14 protein-coding genes are annotated in these 13,874 nt (G+C 69.8%); 8 read left to right on the forward strand and 6 right to left on the reverse strand.

What is annotated here, in order from left to right; translation table 11 throughout:
• Window positions 1–33: 33 nt before the first annotated feature.
• Window positions 34–585, reverse strand: a complete 552-nt coding sequence (locus tag BTM25_RS30110) for a P-loop NTPase family protein (RefSeq protein ID WP_235827970.1) — start codon at window positions 583–585, stop codon at window positions 34–36.
• 78 nt (window positions 586–663) lie between these two features.
• On the opposite strand from BTM25_RS30110, the gene BTM25_RS00605 reads away from it, so the two are divergent.
• Window positions 664–1,071, forward strand: a complete 408-nt coding sequence (locus tag BTM25_RS00605) for a hypothetical protein (RefSeq protein ID WP_146058908.1) — start codon at window positions 664–666, stop codon at window positions 1,069–1,071.
• 21 nt (window positions 1,072–1,092) lie between these two features.
• On the opposite strand, the gene BTM25_RS30115 is transcribed toward BTM25_RS00605, so the two are convergent.
• The 3 genes from BTM25_RS30115 to BTM25_RS00620 form a co-directional block, all read right to left on the reverse strand.
• Entirely contained in the window at window positions 1,093–2,919 is a 1,827-nt protein-coding gene (locus BTM25_RS30115) for a hypothetical protein (protein ID WP_235827972.1), read from the reverse strand.
• Between the two features lie 96 nt (window positions 2,920–3,015).
• A complete protein-coding gene (locus tag BTM25_RS00615; protein WP_103560809.1) occupies window positions 3,016–3,930 on the reverse strand; it encodes a CU044_5270 family protein in 915 nt (304 codons plus the stop codon).
• A complete protein-coding gene (locus BTM25_RS00620) occupies window positions 3,923–4,531 on the reverse strand; it encodes an RNA polymerase sigma factor (protein WP_328589588.1) in 609 nt (202 codons plus the stop codon). Before BTM25_RS00620 ends, BTM25_RS00615 begins: the two co-directional genes overlap by 8 nt.
• A 285-nt stretch (window positions 4,532–4,816) precedes the next feature.
• On the opposite strand from BTM25_RS00620, the gene BTM25_RS00625 reads away from it, so the two are divergent.
• Window positions 4,817–5,800, forward strand: coding sequence for a DUF1906 domain-containing protein (locus BTM25_RS00625; RefSeq protein ID WP_103560810.1), 984 nt, complete (start codon window positions 4,817–4,819; stop codon window positions 5,798–5,800).
• Window positions 5,801–5,818: 18 nt separating this feature from the next.
• On the opposite strand, the gene BTM25_RS00630 is transcribed toward BTM25_RS00625, so the two are convergent.
• Both BTM25_RS00630 and BTM25_RS00635 read right to left on the reverse strand, forming a co-directional pair.
• Complete coding sequence (locus tag BTM25_RS00630; protein ID WP_146058909.1) at window positions 5,819–6,412, reverse strand: hypothetical protein; 594 nt, start codon at window positions 6,410–6,412, stop codon at window positions 5,819–5,821.
• Window positions 6,413–6,435: 23 nt separating this feature from the next.
• A complete protein-coding gene (locus BTM25_RS00635; protein WP_103560812.1) occupies window positions 6,436–7,467 on the reverse strand; it encodes a C40 family peptidase in 1,032 nt (343 codons plus the stop codon).
• Window positions 7,468–7,808: 341 nt separating this feature from the next.
• On the opposite strand from BTM25_RS00635, the gene BTM25_RS29005 reads away from it, so the two are divergent.
• The 6 genes from BTM25_RS29005 to BTM25_RS00665 are packed head-to-tail and all read left to right on the forward strand — an operon-like array spanning window position 7,809 to window position 13,858.
• The gene (locus tag BTM25_RS29005; protein WP_146058910.1) at window positions 7,809–8,333 is read left to right on the forward strand and encodes a hypothetical protein; all 525 of its coding nucleotides are present in this window, start codon (window positions 7,809–7,811) and stop codon (window positions 8,331–8,333) included.
• Window positions 8,326–8,634, forward strand: a complete 309-nt coding sequence (locus BTM25_RS00645) for a hypothetical protein (protein ID WP_103560814.1) — start codon at window positions 8,326–8,328, stop codon at window positions 8,632–8,634. The genes BTM25_RS29005 and BTM25_RS00645 overlap by 8 nt, the downstream gene beginning before the upstream one ends.
• Entirely contained in the window at window positions 8,631–9,383 is a 753-nt protein-coding gene (locus tag BTM25_RS00650) for a hypothetical protein (RefSeq protein ID WP_103560815.1), read from the forward strand. The genes BTM25_RS00645 and BTM25_RS00650 overlap by 4 nt, the downstream gene beginning before the upstream one ends.
• Complete coding sequence (locus BTM25_RS00655) at window positions 9,380–10,714, forward strand: hypothetical protein (RefSeq protein WP_146058911.1); 1,335 nt, start codon at window positions 9,380–9,382, stop codon at window positions 10,712–10,714. The genes BTM25_RS00650 and BTM25_RS00655 overlap by 4 nt, the downstream gene beginning before the upstream one ends.
• A complete protein-coding gene (locus BTM25_RS00660) occupies window positions 10,701–12,188 on the forward strand; it encodes an SCO6880 family protein (protein ID WP_235827974.1) in 1,488 nt (495 codons plus the stop codon). The genes BTM25_RS00655 and BTM25_RS00660 overlap by 14 nt, the downstream gene beginning before the upstream one ends.
• On the forward strand, window positions 12,185–13,858 hold the full coding sequence (locus BTM25_RS00665) for an ATP/GTP-binding protein (protein WP_103560817.1): 1,674 nt from the start codon (window positions 12,185–12,187) through the stop codon (window positions 13,856–13,858). The genes BTM25_RS00660 and BTM25_RS00665 overlap by 4 nt, the downstream gene beginning before the upstream one ends.
• Window positions 13,859–13,874: the final 16 nt, after the last annotated feature.

Here is a 13,874-nt window from a genome sequence, read left to right on the forward strand (position 1 = left end):
ACCCCAGGGACACGGCTGAGTCCACTGCGGTTCTCAGTGGACAATGTCAGTTATCCACTGAGTGTCGCGAAGCCATCGGTTCGTCTTTCGCGGCGATCGCAGCCGCACGACCGTCACTCCGCGCGCCTCGGTCTGCGCGAGCTGGGCGGCATACCGTGGTCGGTTGCGGATGTACTTGCGGGCGGCGTTCCCGAGGACGCTGCGGCGTCCGAAGAACGCGGCGCGCCAGGTCAAGCGGCGGCCCGTCTGCTCGCGGCCGGACAGCCGCCGCAGGTTGCGGCGGGTGACGCGCCACAGGATGAGTGGGAGCCGGTAGTCGAGCCAGATCACCAACTCTGCCCGGTCCCAGGTGACGTCCTGAAGCTTGCTGTAGTTGCCGTCCACGATCCATCTCGGGCCGACCGTGACCGTGCCGACCTCCGCGCGGAACCGATCGAGGGGCAGCGCGCCGTGCCGCGCGAACAGGATGTCGTCCAGTTCGTGCACGGGGATCTCGTGCCGCCGGGAGAGTTCATGCGCGAGCGTGGACTTACCGGCTCCCGGGAGCCCGAAGATCGCTACGCGCGAAGGGAACGTCTGTGTCATCCGTCCGGTCCCACCCTTCCTTGGTGAGGATATCCTGCACAGATTTACAGCGATTGCATATCTGTGTACCATTTGCACATGGAGAGCGTTGACATCTGCGACGAGATCGCAGCGATCCTCGTGCCCTACCCGACCCGAGGTCAGATGGGCGGAGACGCCTACGGGCAGGCGGCCGCCGTCGCTCACGAGGAGCGCCTGGTCGTCGCCGACGGGCTGCGGCGCGCGCTGGTGGACAACGACCAGGACCCCCTGCACACGGCGTTGAGTCAAGCGGTGGCCAGGATCCGGGCCGCCGAGTCCGACCGGCTGCTGCTGCTGGCCTACGCCCGCCGCTTCACCCGTCCCCGCCCGTATCCGCTGCGCGACCTGAAGGAGACCGCCGAGCTGTCTGCCTCCTCGATCAGGACGGCGTACAACGATGACGACGTCGCCACGGTCGCCGAGCGCGTGGGACGCCGACCCGTCGCTGACGGAACCACGCAGTAGCCGCCGGTCGTCCAGCGCGGTTCAGAGTTCCGGGCCGGATGACGTATCCGCCGAGGGCGACGGCGGCGGGGAGGGCGAACCACTCGCCTGGGGTGACCTCTCCTCCCGCGCGACGCGAGCTGGTCTCCGAGTCATCGCCAGGAGCCTGGTTCCGGCCTGCCCTTCGGCCTGGACCTGCTCGCCCGGGGACCTTGTCGTCGGCCCTGGGCCGATACGGGCGGTGCGAGGGTCCAGGGACGGCTGTGCCAAGGGGAACAGGGCGTGGCCGCCGTAGGCGTGGTGACGCACCCTGTCGAGGTAGCCGCGCTGGAAGTCCAGCCGGTGCGCCTCGTCCTCGGGCGTCATGGTCCGCTCGCCCTTGCGCGTTTTGACCACGGTGCCGTCCAGCACCGACATTCCCGCGCCGCCGAGGTCGGAGAAGACGTTCACCCGCACATGCGTGTACACCTGGCCTTGGTGCGCCGAGAGACACACCGAGTACGCCAGGTCAGCCAGCGGGTAGATGTGGGTGGTCCGGTCCCGGTTGCTCGGGTTGCGGAGCGCCTCGACATCGGTCAGCAGCTGCGGACGCATCCCGCCCAGGTAGTGGCCCAGCGCTTCGCGTGACCTGTCGCTTAGCGGGAGGTCGACGCGTTCGACGCCGACGGGATCCAGCGCGGGCCGTCGCCAAGGTCCCGTCTCCCCGGTGAGGCACGCCGCACCGATTCGGTCGTAGATGGTTCGGAGTACTGCGTGGATTCTGGTGAGGTCTTCGGCCAACCCCGGATCAGCCAGCGAATCCCAGCCGTCCCGCATCCGCAACTGAATGGTCGCGGTGGATGCAGCGCTGCTGAGCGGTGCGACCGGCTCCAACGCCTTCAGCGTGGACGGGTCAAGGCAGTCTGCGACGAGGACCCCGGCGAGGACCGACGCCTCTTCTACGATGCGACGTTGGCGGCCGGGCGCGCTCTGCCCGACCGGGGTCGACCGCGCCCGTACCATGTCGACTTCCTCGGCCGTACGCCCGATGAAATGGGTGTGGAGCCGTTTCTCGCCTTGGATGGATTCCCTGTCGACCGTGGCCGGGTCATAGCTCCACGAGATCACGGGGGAGAGCTCCCAGTTCGCGCAGTGCTCGGCGAACACTGCGCCCATCGCGCCGACCGAGGCCGCATACGCCTCGGAATGGTCGTGCAGCCCGGGACGGACGCCGGTCCCCGCCGACATGACCATCACCTCGTACAGGGCGTGAGGGAACGTCTTGTCCGTCGCGATCCACGCCTCGGCAGGCCCGGTGCCCACGTGGCCGAGCACACCGGACAGGTTGTAGATGTTCTCCACCGATCTCATCGCTCGCACCCGCTGGGGCGCACGGGGAGTCGCATAGCCCGGCGCAGGAAGCGAATCCAAGATCGGGACCGCTGCCCGCGCGGACTCCAGAGCAGGGGGGAGCAGGGGATCAGCCATCGGGACCTCAGGATCGTCAGGAGGGTTGCTGAATGCGGGTGATGTCCATATTCCGGGTGGTGCGGGTGCGGTGGGGAGTGGGTGGACGTGGCGGTCGGGTTTGCAGGCGGCGAAGGGGCCGTTGTCCCGGACATGAGGACGGCCATGTGCGACGCGGACGCCGCGGGCACCGCTCGGGAACAGCAGCGCCTGCCGCGCCTCGCCGACCGGCCCGGCATTGGTGATCAGCTTCAGCGGCGCGCCGCCGCCCGCCGACAGCCAGCCGACGACGAACGGCTCACCGCGCCGCGCCGCCGGATTCGCCTGGATCCGGTACCACGGTCCGGTCAGTACCGGCTCGGCGCGGTTTCCCCATGTCGTCGGCGGCGGATATTCATGTGGAATCCCGGGGGGATGGGTCACGGAACATCCTTACCGCCCCCCGTGACTCCGCGCCACCGTCCTTGACCGCACTCTCCGCACGGGCTGTGTCACTCCGGCAACATCAGCCCCGTCGGGTCAGGGGAGGCGGCCGGGAGCGTCCACGATCCCGGACCGGACGAGCGCCGTCACATCGGCGGGCGGCCTGTTCGTCCGAACGGGCCGCTGCAGGGCCGTACCCAGGAAGCGATACGTCTTCGGGTCGAGGATCACCATGAAGTCGAGCATCCGCGCGCCCGTTCCCCCGCCGATGAGGACGCCGATGCCGCGCCGCCCGAGCGCGTCCGCGACGTTCCGCCGCAGCGCGATACCGGGGAGCCCGGCGAAGGCGCGGAAGAGGGCCGGGCGCAGCCCCGGCGGGAGGACGGGCTGCGCCAGGGCCATGCGCGCTGTGAGCTGCCGGAGGTGCCTCCTGGTGTCGCGCCGCGCGCCGGGCGGGCCGCTGGTCAGGCAGGCCCGCAGTTGCGCCGGGTCGTGCGGCAGCCTGGCGAGCGCGGCGTAGTTCATTGGGAACACGTCGTCCGGCTGCGCCGTCGCCGGGTTCTCGATCCGCTTGACGCCGTGGTCGTAGGAGAGACCGCGATGCCTGCCGTCCACCGACTCCCACCGCTGGTTCCGGTAGCTCTTCACCGGTTCGCCGCCCATGGACCAGCGCTGCACGGCCTCGGTGTAGATGAACTGGTCGTCGCGCGGCACCGGGTCGGGAGACGCCTCGGCGGCGCGGGCGGCGCGGTTGAGGACCTCGGCGGCGGCCAGGGCGGGCGGCGGCGAACCGTCCGTCGAGACGACCGGGACCGCCACGATCGCGGCGGCGGCCAGGACCGCGCCCCCGAGGGCGGTCCCGGCCAGGACCGTCCGCCGCCGGAACCGGGGCCGGACGGGACGGGCCGCCGCGTTCGCGGCGAGCAGGCGGGCGCGGCCGGGGGCGAGCCGGGCCGGGTCCGGCTCGGGCACCTCGGCGTGCAGGTCGCGCAGTTCGGCCAGGTCACGCATCGTCGTCTCCTTCGTGGATCGGGTGGCGTCCGCCGAGCGCCGCGCGGACGTCGCGGCGCGCCCGGTGCAGGCGCGACCGCACCGTGCCGACCGGGATGGACAGTGCCTCGGCGACCTGCTCGTACGTGAGGTCGGCCCAGGCGACGAGCAGCAGAACGTCGCGGTCGCGGGCGGGGAGCGCGGCGAGCGCGGCGGCGAGGGCGCGCCGGACGCCGGCCGCGTCCACGCGCTCGTCGGCACGCTCGGCATAGGACTCGGTGACCGGGCTCGCGCCGGTCCGGGCATAGGCACGGTGCATCCGGATCTCCGCGCGGTGGTGCTTGCCGATGAGGTTCGCGGCGATGCCGTAGAGCCAGGGAGCGGCGTCCTCGCGGGTCAGGTCGTAGCGTCCGCGCCGCCGGAACGCGGTGAGGAAGGTGTCGGCGACGATGTCGTCCGCGCGGTCCGCGCCGAGCCGCCGCGCGGCGTATCGGTGGATCCGGGGCGCGTGGCGGTCGTACAGCTCGGTGAAGACCTCAGGGGCGCTCAGCGAGGACCAGATGATCCTCGCGTCGCCGGCCGCGGGCGGCGCGGCCCTCCCGGAGGGGATGAGGGCGATCACGGCACTCCGTTCGTCGGGGGCTGTCCGCCAGCTTTCACCCGGAGGCCCGGCGCGGGTTCACGGCGTCCCGTGCGCGCGTCCGGGAGTGAGCGCCGGGAATTCACCGGAAATGCCGACGGTGTTCGCGTAATCACCGGACGTGCCGCTCCCTGGCTGGTACCGTCACCCGCAAATTCACCGAGAATGCCGCCGAGCTAGGACGAAACACCCGGACATTTGGGGCATTTCACCCGATTGTTCGGTGGCGACCGGGACGTCCCGAGCGGGACGGAAATGGATGAGCGGATGAGCGTGTTCGGCGTCGATTACGCCTGGGGCCGTCCGGGACCGGCGGCGCTCAAGAAGGCCGGCGTGCGGTTCGTGTGCCGCTACCTCTCGCACGACACGTCCGGCAAGAACCTCACGAGAGCCGAGGCCGACCAGCTCTCCGACGCGGGCCTGTGGCTCGTCGTCGTGTGGGAGAGCACCGCGAGCCGCGCCCTGTCGGGGAAGTCCGGCGGCGTCGCGGACGCCCGGGACGCCGCGCGGCAGGCCGCCGCCTGCGGCATGCCCGGCGACCGGCCGATCTACTTCGCGGTGGACTTCGACGCCTCGTCCGGGCAGCAGTCCACCATCAACGCCTACCTGGACGGGGCTGCGAGCGTCCTCGGCCGCGACCGCGTCGGCCTGTACGCGGGCTACGGGCCGGTCAAGCGCGCGTTCGACGCCGGGAAGATCACCTACGGCTGGCAGACGTACGCCTGGTCCGGCGGCAAATGGGACTCCCGCGCCCAGCTCCAGCAGTACTCCAACGACCACACGATCAACGGCGTCGGGCTCGACTACGACCGCGCCGTGAAAAGCGACTACGGGCAGTGGCGCGTCGGCGCCGGCCCCGGTGAGGAGGACGACGTGCCGGAATACGTCAGCCTCGGCCTGAGCAAGCCGATGGCCGTCAAGAAGGACCAGACCGCCCGCGTCAAGTTCGACAAGGAGTACTCCGACCGGGGCAAGGCCCACGCCGACGGCGCCTACCCGGCCGTCCTGTCCGGCGGCGCGAAGGGCACCCAGTTCGTCATTGAGGTGGACGTCTCGGGCGGCCACCAGTTCCGCCTCATCGAGACCGACCCGGACAACGGCTACGCCACCAGCAAGACCTATCCGGTCCGCACGGGCTCCGGCACGTTCGTCGGCGTCTGCGACTCGCGCCAGCACCTCTACGTGGAACTTCATCCCACGGCCGACGGCGAGGCGAACGTCTCGGCGAAAGCCCAGTACTGGCACCGCTGACCAGCCCGTGTCCTGGGCTCAGTCGTTGTTCGTCCCGATCCTGCTCACACGCCATGGCTGACCCGTGCGGGGCCGGGCAAGAAAAACGTAGGCGACCTGCCGGACCATCGCAGCACGCCAGTCGTCCTCGCCGATACCCTGCGCCGTCAGCAGGAATTCGCGGGTGGCGCGTGTGGGCGTGTCCTCGATCAGTGTGTCGTCCTCCACCGGTACCTGCTTGAGGGTGAGCCGCATCCGGACGCGGTGCGTCCGCCATCGTTCGTCGAGCGGTGTTCCCTGCCTTCTCTTCACCTCGGCGGCGTAGACGGGCGTGAAGTAGGGAACCGCGCGCAAGTAAGGGTCCTGGTCTGTTCGGTCCCGGGCGCCGTCCACGCTCCATACGATCGTGAGAACGGCGCGGGCGAAGGCGGTGGCGTCGCCCTGCACTGCCGGATCCAGCGGAAGAGCGCCGTCGGACGGAAGCGCATGCGGAACAGACGCCGACGCGCTCGGCGAACGGTCGTGGGCGACGCCGTTCGCATTGCCGCGCGATGCTCCCCCGCATCCCGACGTCAGCAGGATCGCCGTCAGCGCTCCGGACAGCAATCGGCCGCGCCGGATCCCGCAGCGCACCGGCTGGTGTGTTCTTCCGCTCGTCACTGGTCACCGCCCGGGGTATCGATGTGAACAGCGGCGAAGAAACCGCGGCCCGCAATGGGAGAAATTCTCACTACCGCTCCGGTGTGCGGCGCCTCGATGAACTTGCCGCCGCCGAGATAGATGCCGACGTGGTGCTCATTCGGGAAGAGGAGATCGCCGGGCTGCATCTGGGAGGCGGCGATCCGGTGGCCGACGTCGACCTGGTCGTACGTCGTACGGGGTAGTTTGATCTTCCCTTTGGACGCTTGGTAGAAGGAGTACACGACCAGGCCGGAGCAGTCGAAGCCCGGCTTCCCGCTGCCGTTGCTGTTGTCACCGACGGTCGGACCCGAGAACGTGCCTCCGCCGAACTGGTAGGGCAGGCCGAGCCACTTCTTGGCGTAGGCGATGACCCGCTGCGCGAACGGGCCGGCGATCGAGGGGTCCGTTCCCGAGTCGAATCCGCATCCGGCGGCGCCCCCGATGTCCACGCCGGCGTCGGCGTCGGGACTGAAGTCATTGGCGCCGTACCGCTTCGCCCAGAGCAGGACCAGGTCGACGTAGGCCCAACTGTGGTTGTAGAACCAGATGGCCTTGCGGAGCTTCGCACCTCCCCGGTCCGCGTGATTGTGCTTGAGATAGTTCGCGGCGCCCGGGATGGCGTCCGCGGGATCGTAGCGATCGCGGCGGCCATCGTCGTTGCCGTCGACGCCGAAGGTGTTCCACGTGGCCTGCAGGAACTGCATCGGCCCGCCGGCTCCGGCGTAGTTCTCCCCCGAGTGGACTCCGGAAGAGTTGTCCCGGCCGTGATCGCTCTCCACCTTGCCGATCCCGGCCAGGACGTTCCACGGTATGCCGTACTCGGCACCCGCCCGCCGGTAGAACCCGAGGTATGAGGCAGGGATGCTGTTCGCCTCCTCAGAGGCCCCGGGCTGGTCCACTCCGCAACTGCTGAAGCGCTGACGGCTGGCCACGATGATGACCAGCATCACCACGAACAGAATCAGCCCAACGACTCCGGCGACCGCCGTGACCACAATGTTCGACATTCCCTGGTCGTTCGCGCAGGCCAATGCCCTGCCCGTCCCCACCGCGCGACGCGGTCGAGCCCTCTGACAGAGCCGTTCGACGAGACGAGACGCATCGGGCACCTTCGCTCACCCCTCCCGCTCAGCGGGGCCATGGCCGCATCCGGTCACGCGAGAAGCGAACTGGAACACCGGCCACCTAGTCGGTAGAGGAGCAGGCGAAACCGGGTGGCCTGTCTCGTAGTCATCATCATAGTATGATGGCCGCACCAATCGAGGATTAGCAAATGCCCGCACAGTCGCCGTACTCGACGGAAGCACGGGAACGTGCGCCCGCAACGCCCCCGAAAGCATCTCGTCAAGTGGATTACCCACGGATTATTCCGGCGCCCGCCGGCGGCGGTCTGCCTTTCCGTGATTTCGGCGCGATGTTCCTCCGCGGCGGTCCGGCATGGTGGTTCTTGGCGTGCCATGGCGGCGCCGGTTCGACCACTCTCTACGAAGCGATTCCCGGGGGAATGGACGCCGGTCGATGGTGGCCGCTCGGCGCCCCTCCCACGGCGATGCGAGTGGTGCTGGTCACCCGGTCGCATGCGCACGGCCTGCGTAGTGCGCAGGCGGCGGCTCACCAGTGGTCGCGCTCCCCCGAGCTCCGCTCCGTCGACCTTCTCGGGCTCGCCGTCATCGCCGACGCGCCCGGCCGGCGCCCGAGACCGCTGCGCGACCTGCTGGAGCTCGTCTCCGGCGGCGTGCCGCGCGTATGGGACCTGCCCTGGGTCGAGGAGATGCGTCTCGGAACTCCTCCCGCCGAGATCCAACTGCCCGCGCCGTACCTTTCCCTGGCCGCCGATCTGCGGACGACCACGACCGGAGAACAAAATGGTTGATCTGATCGCCTCGACGACCCACGCGATCGCTCACTTGCACGTCCTGGCCGAGGTCCCGGACCCGGGGCAGGGCGAGCCTCCGCCCGGCGCCCAGCAGCTGGAGAAGTTGCTGCAATGGGTGGCATGGGTCGTGTTCGGGCTCTGCGTCGCCGGCATCCTGATCGTCGCCGGACGCATGGCGATCTCGCACCGGCGCGGTGAAGGCGGGGAACACGCCACCGGGCTCGCCTGGGTCGCGAGCGCCTGCATCATCGCCGGTTCGGCCTCGGTCATCGTCGGCACCCTGGTGAGCGGCAAATGACCGAACCGGAGCCCGACGACGTGCAGAGCCCTTTCCGCAGACCCGGGTTCATCGCCGCCGCCGCGTTCCTGGCGCTCATCCTGGTGCTCGGCGTCGTCGCGCTCGTGACCGGCCTGGACTCCGGCAACGGCACGGCCGCACCCTCGCATCCGTCCGTCGGTGCCCGGCCGGGCACCACAGCGCCCGCGGCCGGCGGCTGTCACCCGACCGACACCGACCAGCGAACGCCCGCGAATGCGCCGCCCGGAGTGCTTTGGCAGTCCTACGAGAACATGGTCCTGCCGTATTCCAAGTCGGCCGGACCGATGGTGACCGAGGGCGAGATCGCCCGGTGCTATGCGCACACACCGGTGGGCGCGCTTATGGCGGCGGCTCACATCACCTATCGTGCCGCCGTCGCCGTCGACTGGCGCAAGTTCGCGCAGGTGGAATTCGTCGGCGGCGCCGGCAAGTCCGCCTACCTCGCGAACCGCTCGGCCAGTCCCGCCCCCATCGAGCACGCGTCGGGCGGGATCGGACAGATCGCCGGATTCAGCTTCATCAGCTACGACTCATCGACGGCGGTCATCCGCCTGGCCTACCGTAACCCTCTCCAGAACAGCGGACTCGCGCCCTACGGTAGCGGCGACTACACGATGAAGTGGAGCAACGACGATTGGAGGCTGGAACTCCAGCCGAACGGAGACAGCGGCCCGCCAGGGCCTGACACCCAGGATCTGGACGGGTACGTCGCATGGGGCGGCACATGACCGCCGCGCTACTGCTGCGGTCGGCGATTCGTGCCACGTGCGGCAATTTCGACTATGTCTGCAAGGTCAAGCAGGGAGTGAAAGAGGGACTCTCCGACGCCCTCGGGAACGTCACCGGATCGGTCGTCGACCAGGTCGCGTCGTCGTTCACCAAGTCCGCCATCCAGGTGATGAAGGCGATCACGACGGTGTGGACCTCCGACGGCAAGATCGGGGACTGGAATTTCGGGCGCCTCTTCAGTCCAAGGATCGCGGACGGCCCGCACGATCCCACCAGCTTCTTGGCGGCCAATACCGCCTGGCTCGTGAACGTCATCGCCGTCTTCGGCATCCTGCTGGTGGCCGGGCAGGTGGCATGGCAGCGGCGCGGCGAGCCACTCCGGGAGGCCATGTCCGGACTGATTCGGCTGGTCCTGACGGTTTTCGCCGTCACCCAGGTCGTCAATCTTCTCCTCATCGCCGGGGACGAGTACTCCACGTCGATTCTCGCTAAATCGACGGCGGGCGAAGTCGAGGGCAACCTGCTGAAGATAACGACGACGGCCGGTATCGGCGGCGGGCTGGTCCTCATCATCGCCCTTCTCGCGATCTTGTCGGGCATCATCCAGCTCGGGATGATGTTCGTGCGCAGCGCGATGCTCGTTCTGCTCGCGGGCGCCTTGCCGCTGGCCGCCGCCGCCAGCATCCATCCGGACGGACGCCAGTGGTACCGGAAGCTGATGGGATGGCTGCTTGCCTTCGTCCTCTACAAACCCGTGGCGGCGACGGTCTACGCCACAGCGTTCAACGCCTTGATGGGTGACTCGATCGCCCAGATGCAAGGCGTCATCCTTCTCGTTCTCGCGGTCCTCGTCCTCCCGGCACTGATGCGATTCATCGTGCCGATGGTGGCGGCGGCCGGGGGCGGCGGCTCCGGCGTTCTCTCTTCGATGGGAGGCGGCGCGGTGGCCACGGGAGCCCGGATGGTGCCGTCTTTCGGCGGCGGGGGCAGCGGGGGCGGCAAGTCCGGCTCACACGGTGCGGGCGGCTCGGACGGTCAGGACGGCGGGAATCCCCGGGGAAGCAAGAACGCCTCCGGCCAGCCCGGCCAGCAAGGTCCCCAGGGGCAGGACGGACGGCAGGGCCCGGACCCGAGCGGTTCCGGCGGCGGCCCGACGGGGAAGTCCGGCGGGCAGATGGGTCAGCACACGGCCCAGGGCGCGCAGATGGGCGGCCCGCACGGAGCCGCGATCGGCGCCGCCATCGACGCGGGCAAGGCCGGAATCGGCATGATCCAGAAGATCGGCGAGGACGCGACCGGGGACGAGGGAGGCCCAAGTGGCAGCCAATAACCAGGCGGAGCGCACTTACGGCAACTGGCGCAAACCCCGATCACCGGGCCTGGGGCGACTGGGCCTGCTCGGCACCATGCTCCTGCTCGGCGGACTGATCTTCATCGTCCTGGCGATGATGTTCTTCGGGCTGATCCCCGCGCTCGTCGTCGCGCTGATCCTGGCGGCGATGCTGACGCCCTTGATGATCCAGGACCGGCACGGCCGGACGGCGTTGCAAGCGGCCACTGCGCGCATCTCCTGGTGGCGGGGCCGTTCCAAGGGGCAGCATCTCTATCGGTCCGGCCCGTTGAGCATCGTGGACCGGGGCTCGTGCCGGCTGCCCGGACTTCTCGCGCGGTCGAGGGCCGTCGACGCCTTGGACTCCTACGGTCAGCCGTTCGCGATGGTGATACTGCCCCAGGTCGGCCACTACACGGTCGTGCTGGAGTGCGGGGCCGACGGCGCGGCGCTGGTGGACCAGGACCAGATCGACACGTGGGTCGCGTACTGGGGACAGTGGCTCGCGTCACTCTCGTTCGAGCCCGGGCTGGTCGGCGCGTCCGTCACCATCGAGACCGCTCCCGACCTCGGATACCGGCTGCGTCGCGAGGTGATGAGCAACGTCAGCGACCGGGCGCCCGAGTTGGCGCGCGAGGTGCTGGAACAGATCGTGGAGCAATACCCGGCCGGGTCGGCGCAGGTCAGCACGAGAGTCGCGCTCACCTACTCGGCCCTGCCGAAGCCCGGTGCCAAACGCCGGTCGCTGGAGGAGATGGCCCGGGAGATCGGTGCCCGCCTGCCGGGCCTGTCGCGCAACCTCGCGATGACGGGTGCGGGCAGCGCCCGCGCGATGGACACCCGGCAACTCGCCGAGGCCGTGCGAGTCGCCTACGACCCCGCCGCGCAGGCGCTGCTGGAGGACGCCCAGGATGAAACGCTCGATTGGAACGACGTCGGGCCGGTGGCGACGCAGGAACATTGGGACCACTACGTCCACGACTCTGGCGCTTCCATCACCTGGGGTATGTCGGACGCACCGCGCGGCGAGGTGCTCAGCAACGTCCTGACCGGCCTGGTCTCTCCTCACCAGGACATCCCGCGCAAGCGGGTGACGTTCCTGTACCGGCCCTACGATCCGGGAACGGCCGCCACGCTCGTGGAACGCGACCGCAAGGACACACGGTTCCGGGTCAACAACCAGAACGCCGCCGCCCGCGACGCGATCGCGGTCGCCGCCGCCGACCAGACGGCGCGTGAAGAGGCGAAGGGCGCGGGGCTCGTCCGATTCGCGATGCTCGTCACGGCGACGGTCCATTCCACGGCCGACCTCGGCAGCGCTGCCGCGGCGATCGACACGCTCGCCCCGCCCGCACGGGTGCAGCTCCGCCGGATGTACGGCGCGCAGGCGTCCGCGTTCGCCGCCGCCCTCCCGCTCGGCGTCGTCCTTCCCACCCATCTGCAGGTGCCGGCGCTCGTCCGGGAGGCGCTGTGAGCGAGAAGACCTCGTCGACCGACGACCGCGCGCCGGACGAGCCCGAAGCCGCGCCGCCGAGATCCCTCAAGCGGCAGCCGGTCGATCGCAGTGCCAGGGCGCGGCGGAAGGCTGCGCAGCAGGCGGCCCAGCGAGCCCGGGAGGAGCGGAAGGCCGAGCTCGCGGCGCGGCGAGCCGAGAACCGGGAGGGCGGACCGCGTCCCGGGCCACGTGGCTTCGCCGGCCGGGGCGGGGGCAGGTCCTCCTACGTCGAGGCTCCGCCCGAATGGCGCGGCACCACCGTCCAGGTGTGCGGGTTGTGGCCGTTCGGCGCGGGGTCGGGCACGCCGATGATCGGCGTGCCGGTCGGCCGTGAACTGGGCGGCGGCGCGGCGCTGTGCTGCGATCCGATCAGTTGGTTCCAGCGTGCGGGCCTGATCCACAATCCGAGTTGCCTGGTCCTCGGCAAGCCCGGGCTCGGCAAGTCGTCCCTGATCCGCCGGATGGTACTCGGCCTGACCGGGTTCGGGGTCTTCCCCATGGTCCTCGGCGACCTCAAGCCGGACTACGTCGATCTGATCTCCGCCATGAACGGTCAGATCATCAAGCTCGGCCGCGGGCTCGGCTCGCTGAACGTGCTCGATCCGGGCGAGACCGCGGCAGCGGCGGCGAGACTGTCCGGCCGCGCGCGGGACAAGCTGGCCGCCGACGCGCATGGTCGTCGCCTCAACATGGTCTCGGCGCTCATGACCGTCCTGCGCGGCTCGCCGATCGCCGACACTGAACGCACGGCGCTCAACGCCGCCTTGCGCGTGCTGGACGAACGGCACCACGGCGTCCCGACCCTCCCTGACCTCATTCAGGTCATCGACCAGGGGGCTGAGCAGGTGCGCGCCGTCACGCTCGCCCGCGGCTCGGAGGACCGGTACCGCGCGGCCGTCGATCCGTTGCACGCCACGCTCCTCGGTCTGCTCGACGGGCCGATGGGCGAGACGTTCGCGCGTCCCACGACGACTCCGATCCGGCTCGACGCTCCCGGCGGGGTCTGTATCGACATCTCCGGCATCGACGACGCCGACGCCGAACTCCAAGCCGCCGTGCTGCTGGCGTGCTGGTCCGACGGCTTCGGTGCCGTCGAGGCCGCGCACGCGCTCGCCGACGAGGGCCTGGGCCCGCAACGGCACTTCTTCGTTGTGCTGGACGAGCTGTGGCGCGTCCTGCGCGCTGGGCGCGGCCTCGTGGACCGCGTGGACGCGCTCACCCGCCTCAACCGCCAGCGCGGCCTCGGCCAGGCGATGATCACGCACACGATGGCCGACCTGCTCGCGCTTCCCGACCCCGCCGATCAGATGAAGGCCAAGGGCTTCGCCGAGCGCGCGGGAATGGTGATCTGCGGCGGGTTGCCGATGTCGGAGATGGGTCCGCTGAACGAGGTGGTGCGCATGTCGGCGGCGGAGCAGAACATGATCGTGGACTGGTCCACGCCACCGTCGTGGGATCCGAACCTCAACCGGGACGGCGAACCGCCGGGACGGGGCAAGTTCCTCGTGAAGGTGGGCGGCCGTCCCGGAATCCCGTTCCACGTCGACTTCACGCCCGCCGAGCGCGACGTCAACGACACGAACAAGCGGTGGCTGAACTCCAGCACCCGTGTCATCAGCACCGTCCCGCCCGTGGAGCCCGCGTCATGAGCGCCCCGCGCCGACG

The sequence above is a fragment of the Actinomadura rubteroloni genome, assembly GCF_002911665.1.
Classification (GTDB): domain Bacteria; phylum Actinomycetota; class Actinomycetes; order Streptosporangiales; family Streptosporangiaceae; genus Spirillospora; species Spirillospora rubteroloni.